At 61.2% G+C, this 5,550-nt stretch carries 7 protein-coding genes; all 7 read left to right on the forward strand.

The annotated features are described in order from the left end of the window. Window positions 1-771: phosphomethylpyrimidine synthase ThiC (locus RKP46_RS08280; RefSeq protein WP_311106207.1), on the forward strand; the 771-nt coding region annotated here is incomplete at its 5' end. Between the two features lie 168 nt (window positions 772-939). Next, window positions 940-1,929, forward strand: a complete 990-nt coding sequence (locus RKP46_RS08285) for a PstS family phosphate ABC transporter substrate-binding protein (protein ID WP_300329168.1) — start codon at window positions 940-942, stop codon at window positions 1,927-1,929. Next, complete coding sequence (gene pstC, locus RKP46_RS08290; protein ID WP_311106208.1) at window positions 1,926-2,855, forward strand: phosphate ABC transporter permease subunit PstC; 930 nt, start codon at window positions 1,926-1,928, stop codon at window positions 2,853-2,855. Before RKP46_RS08285 ends, pstC begins: the two co-directional genes overlap by 4 nt. A gap of 1 nt (window position 2,856) precedes the next feature. Continuing rightward, window positions 2,857-3,789 carry a phosphate ABC transporter permease PstA gene (pstA, locus tag RKP46_RS08295; protein ID WP_311106209.1) on the forward strand — a complete coding sequence of 311 codons (933 nt, stop codon included), beginning with the start codon at window positions 2,857-2,859 and terminating at the stop codon, window positions 3,787-3,789. Between the two features lie 7 nt (window positions 3,790-3,796). Continuing rightward, window positions 3,797-4,588, forward strand: coding sequence for a phosphate ABC transporter ATP-binding protein PstB (pstB, locus tag RKP46_RS08300; protein ID WP_300329160.1), 792 nt, complete (start codon window positions 3,797-3,799; stop codon window positions 4,586-4,588). 22 nt (window positions 4,589-4,610) lie between these two features. Continuing rightward, window positions 4,611-5,318, forward strand: coding sequence for a phosphate signaling complex protein PhoU (phoU, locus tag RKP46_RS08305; protein WP_311106210.1), 708 nt, complete (start codon window positions 4,611-4,613; stop codon window positions 5,316-5,318). Beyond that, window positions 5,315-5,550 (forward strand): response regulator (locus RKP46_RS08310; protein ID WP_311106211.1); only part of this gene is annotated, 236 nt, incomplete at its 3' end. The genes phoU and RKP46_RS08310, both read left to right, overlap by 4 nt.

Genomic DNA, 5,550 nt, shown 5'->3' on the forward strand with positions numbered 1-5,550 from the left:
ATCTGCGAGATCATGCGCGCCTACGATGTTGCCTTCAGCCTGGGCGACGGCTTGCGCCCAGGTTCGATCTACGACGCCAACGACGATGCCCAGATCGGCGAACTGAAGACGCTCGGCGAACTGACCGAGATTGCCTGGCGGCATGACGTGCAGGTCATGATCGAGGGTCCCGGTCATGTGCCGATGCAGTTGATCAAGGAGAACATGGACCTGCAGCTCGCCTACTGCAAGGAAGCGCCGTTCTATACGCTCGGCCCGCTGACCACCGACATCGCACCCGGTTACGACCACATCACGAGTGGCATTGGCGCCGCGATGATCGGCTGGTACGGTACGGCAATGCTCTGCTACGTGACGCCCAAGGAACACCTCGGCCTGCCCGACAAGGACGATGTGAAGACCGGCATCATTACCTACAAGCTGGCCGCACACGCGGCGGACCTCGCCAAGGGCCATCCCGGCGCGCAGATTCGCGACAATGCCCTGTCCAAGGCGCGTTTCGAGTTCCGCTGGGAAGACCAGTTCAATCTCTCGCTCGACCCGGACAAGGCGCGCGAGTTTCACGATGAAACCCTGCCCAAGGAGTCGGCCAAGGTTGCCCATTTCTGCTCGATGTGTGGCCCGCATTTCTGCTCGATGAAGATCACGCAGGACATTCGCGACTTCGCCGTGGCGCAGGGTGTCAGCGATAGCGAGGCGTTGAGCCGGGGAATGACCGCGAAGGCCATCGAGTTCGTCAGCGCGGGCGCCGAGGTATACCGCAAGGTCTGAATCCACGCTGGCTGGCGGGCTACGCTTGTCCGCCGGCTTTCGGTCGGCCGGTGCGCGGCGGGCGTAGCCGCCGCCGGATCGCTGAGCTCCTTGGTACGCTCCGGCCTGTCATCAAGCTGTAACAGGGGTCGACGAGAATCTGTTCCATCGTCTCACAGGAGAAACGCGATGAAGCAGGTACGGAAGACCACGATGGCGGCCTTGCTCGCGCTGTCGGCCGTCGGTAGCGCGCAGGCACAGATCGTCAAGCTGGACGGGTCGTCCACGGTATATCCCATCTCCGAAGCCGTCGCCGAGGAGTTCCAGAAAGCCAGAAAGAACGTCGTCAAGGTTACCGTCGGCATTTCCGGCACCGGTGGCGGCTTCAAGAAGTTCTGTCGCGGCGAAATCGACCTTGCCAACGCTTCCCGCCCGATTCTGAAGAAGGAGATGGAGGCCTGTGCGCAGGGCGGCATCAGGTTCTTCGAACTGCCGATCGCCTATGACGCGTTGACCGTCGTGGTTAATCCCAAGAACCCGCTCAAGCAGGTGACGGTGGCCGACCTGAAGACGATGTGGGAAGCGGCCGCACAAAACAGGATCACCAACTGGAAGCAGGTCAACCCGGCCTTTCCGGATGCCGCGCTGAAACTGTTTGGTCCGGGCGCCGATTCGGGCACTTTCGACTATTTCACCGAAGCGATAAACGGCAAGGCAAAAGCCTCGCGTGGCGACTTCACCGCTTCCGAAGATGACAACGTTCTGGTCCAGGGCGTGCAGCGTGATCCGGGCGCCCTCGCCTATTTTGGCTTCGCCTATTACAGCGAGAACCGGGACAAGCTGAAAGCCCTGGCCATCGTCGATCCGAAGACCGGCAGGGCGGTTGAACCTTCGCTGAAGACCGTGCTGGAAGGCCTCTACCAACCGCTCTCACGCCCGATCTTCATCTACCTCAGCGAGTTGAGCTTCAAGAAACCCGAAGTGCGTGAGTTCGTCGAGTTTTACCTCAAGAACGCTGCCAAGCTGGCGCAGGAGGTGAAATACGTGCCGCTTCCAGCGCGCGCCTACGAGCTGAACGCCGAGCACCTGAAACAGGGCAAACTGGGTAGCATGTTCGGCGGCGAAGCCGAAGTTGGCGTGAGAATCGAAGACCTTCTTGCGCGCGAAGCCAGGCTGTGAGCCCATCGTCGTCGAGTCCTGCAGTCAGTGAGCGGCTGGCCCGCAAGGCGAGTCGCCACATCAGCGAGCGCATCATCGAAGCCACGCTGTTTGCTGCCGCTGCGGTCTCCATCTTTGTCACGCTGGCTATCGTTTTCATCCTGGTGCGAGAATCGGTAGCCTTCTTCCAGCAGGTCCCGGTCGTCGACTTTCTGAGCGATACGCAATGGACTCCGCTTTTCGACGATGCGCACTTCGGAATCTTGGTGCTGCTCTCCGGCACCGCGGTCAGCTCGACGGTCGCTTTGGCGGTGGCCATCCCGATCGGCACGACGATCGCCATATTCCTCTCCGAATTCGCCAGCCAACGAACGCGCGAGACGGCGAAACCGATACTCGAACTGCTCGCCGGAATGCCGACCGTCGTTTTCGGCTATTTCGCACTGATGTTCGTCACGCCACTCCTGCAAGAACTGATGCCCGAGCTGCCCGGCTTCAATCTGCTCTCGGCCGGCCTGGTCATGGGCATCATGATCGTCCCGATCGTCAGCTCGATCGCCGAGGATGCGATGCGCGCCGTGCCGATGGCCTTACGCGAGGGTTCCTATGCGATGGGGGCGACGCGACTGCAAACGGCGTTCTACGTCGTCCTGCCGGCCGCCGTCTCGGGGATCGGAGCAGCGTATATCCTCGGCATTGCGCGCGCGGTCGGCGAGACGATGATCCTTGCCATCGCCGCCGGCATGCAGCCGAAGCTGACGTTCGACCCGCGCGAACCGGCGGCGACGATCACCGCCTTCATCGTCCAGGTGGCGCTCGGCGATCTGCCGCACGGCTCGATCGGCTACCAGACGATCTTTGCCGCCGGCCTGACGCTGATGCTGTTTACGCTGTTGTTCAACATTCTGGGCTTCTGGCTGCAACGGAAGTACCGTGAGAGGTATTGACATGTCGTCATCAGCGCCCAGCGACGTCGCGCTCATCCGTGCGGAAATCAGGCGTCGCAAGCGCCGCGACTTGTGGTTTGGCGCGCTCGGAGTCCTCGCCCTGGCGCTCGCTCTGCTGACCGTCGTGACGCTCTTCATCAACATGTTGATCGACGGCTGGGCCCGTCTGACGCCGGAGTTTTTCACCAGCTTTCCGTCGCGCCGCGCGGGCCAGGCGGGAATCCTTTCAGCCTGGGTTGGCAGCCTGCTGGTCATGCTGGTCACGGCCAGCGTGGCCGTACCGCTGGGTGTTGCCGCCGGAATTTGGCTGGAGGAGTACGCGCCGAAGCATTGGCTCACCGACATCATCGAAATCAACATCAACAATCTGGCTGGCGTTCCGTCGATCATCTACGGGCTGTTGGCGCTAGGTCTGTTCGTCTATACCTTCGGCCTTGGGCAAAGCATTCGTACGGCTGGCCTGACGCTGGCACTGCTGATCTTGCCGATGATCATCGTCGCCACGCGCGAGGCGATCCGCGGTATTCCGCAGAGCATCCGCGAGGGAGCGTATGCGCTTGGCGCCACACGATGGCAGATGGTCAGGCGCCATATTCTGCCCTACTCGATGCCCGGCATTTTTACCGGCGTTATCATCGGCATGGCGCGCGCAATCGGCGAGACCGCACCGATCATCACGATCGGCGCACTGACCTTCATCGCTTTCCTGCCGCCAGCGCCGCTTGTCGGAACACCGCCCTTTGTCAACTTCGAGTGGCTGTCAGCGCCCTTCACCGTCATGCCGATCCAGATCTTCAACTGGACATCGCGCCCGGAGGCGGCTTTTCAGCAGAACGCTGCCGCCGCCAGCGTCATCCTGGTCGCGATGACCCTGATGATGAACGGCTTGGCGATCTGGTTGCGTTACCGGCTGCGCAAAAACCTCAAATGGTAGGGTGAGCATGGACCCATCACGCGGTGCGATCAGCGAACTACCGATCAAGGCGGAAGTACGCAACTTCAATTTCCATTACGGCGAATTCCACGCGCTGAAGGACGTGACGATGCCATTGTGCGAGCGCAAGGTCACGGCGCTGATCGGTCCTTCAGGCTGCGGCAAGTCGACGCTCTTGCGCTCGTTCAATCGCATGCACGACCTCTATGCGGGCAATCGCTACGGTGGTGAGATCATTCTGCATCCCGACCAGACCAATCTGCTTGACCCACGTGTCGATCCGATCGAGGTACGCATGCGGCTGTCGATGGTCTTCCAGAAGCCCAATCCGTTTCCCAAGTCGATCTACGAAAACGTCATCTACGGGCAGCGCGTGCGTGGCGTCACCAAACGTTCCGTCCTCGACGACAAGGCCGAGGAAGCGCTGCGCGCCGCAGCACTGTGGGGCGAAGTCAAACACCGCCTGCATGACATGGCATTTGCTCTCTCCGGTGGCCAGCAACAGCGCCTGTGCATCGCTCGTGCACTGGCCACCGACCCAGAGGTTCTTCTCTTCGACGAACCGACCTCGGCGCTCGATCCGATCGTCACCGCGAGCATCGAGGAACTGATCCACCAGTTGAAGGAGAAAGTGACCATCCTGATCGTTACGCACAACATGCAGCAAGCTGCGCGGGTCTCCGACTTCACTGCCTACATGTATCTCGGCGAACTGATCGAATTCGGCTACACCGAAGAGATCTTCATCAAACCGCGCGACAAGCGTACCGAGGACTACATTACCGGCCGATTCGGTTGATTGGCCTGACGGGAGCCGATTCATGAGTGAGCACCTTTCCAAGCAGTTCGACTCCGAGCTCGATTCGATTCGCGCCCACGTCACGCGCATGGGCGGCCTGGTCGAAGAGCAGTTGCGCGGCGCCCTGAGTGCCTTTGGCGAAAGCGACCACGAGCTTAGCCGACTGATCATCGAGCGCGACAAGGGCGTGGACGAACTCGAGGTCGCGATCGACACAGCCTGCGCGAACATCGTCGCCCGCCGCCAGCCGACGGCGATCGACCTGCGCATGGTGATGGCCGTCAGCAAAACCGTCACCGACCTCGAGCGGATTGGCGACGAGGCGAAGAAGATTGCCAAAGCGACGCGCAAGATCATCGAACGCGGCAACGGAGGATGTCTGGCGCAGGTCCTGCAGGTACGTCACATGGGTGAGCAGACGGCCAGCATGCTGCACGAAATCCTCGATGCCTTCGTCCGCCTCGATTTCGCCGCCGCAGCTCACGTCGTTCGCCGCGACAAGGAGGTCGACCAGCACTTCCGCGCGACCGTGCGCCAGTTGATCACCTACATGATGGAAGATCCGCGCACGATCTCCTCCGCGCTCGATGTGATCTTCATTGCCAAGTCGATCGAGCGTGTCGGCGACCACTGCAAGAACATTGCCGAGGATGTCATCTATATCGCCAAGGGGCGCGACGTGCGTCACCTTGGCCTGAAAGGACTGGTCCGTGAAATGGATGTGCCATGAGCAGCCGGCCCAGGGTCCTGGTCGTCGAAGACGAGATCGCAATCCAGGAACTGTTACGTTACTCGCTTGAGCAGGCGCCCTTCGAAGTTGTCGTAGTGAGCAGCGCGGAGCAGGCGCTGAGCGAGATCCGCAGCGAGTTGCCCAGCCTCGTCCTCCTCGATCTGATGCTGCCCGGCATGTCGGGGATCAATCTGGTCAGGCACCTGCGTTCCCAGGAGCGAACGCGCGAGTT

Origin of the sequence: Accumulibacter sp. (genome assembly GCF_031732815.1) — a bacterium.
In the GTDB taxonomy this organism is placed as follows: Bacteria; Pseudomonadota; Gammaproteobacteria; order Burkholderiales; family Rhodocyclaceae; genus Accumulibacter.

Coding starts and splice junctions, on each gene's coding strand:
- RKP46_RS08285 (WP_300329168.1), top strand. CDS start 940: ATGAAGCAGGTACGGAAGACCACGATGGCGGCCTTGCTCGCGCTGTCG.
- pstA (WP_311106209.1), top strand. CDS start 2,857: ATGTCGTCATCAGCGCCCAGCGACGTCGCGCTCATCCGTGCGGAAATC.
- pstB (WP_300329160.1), top strand. CDS start 3,797: ATGGACCCATCACGCGGTGCGATCAGCGAACTACCGATCAAGGCGGAA.
- phoU (WP_311106210.1), top strand. CDS start 4,611: ATGAGTGAGCACCTTTCCAAGCAGTTCGACTCCGAGCTCGATTCGATT.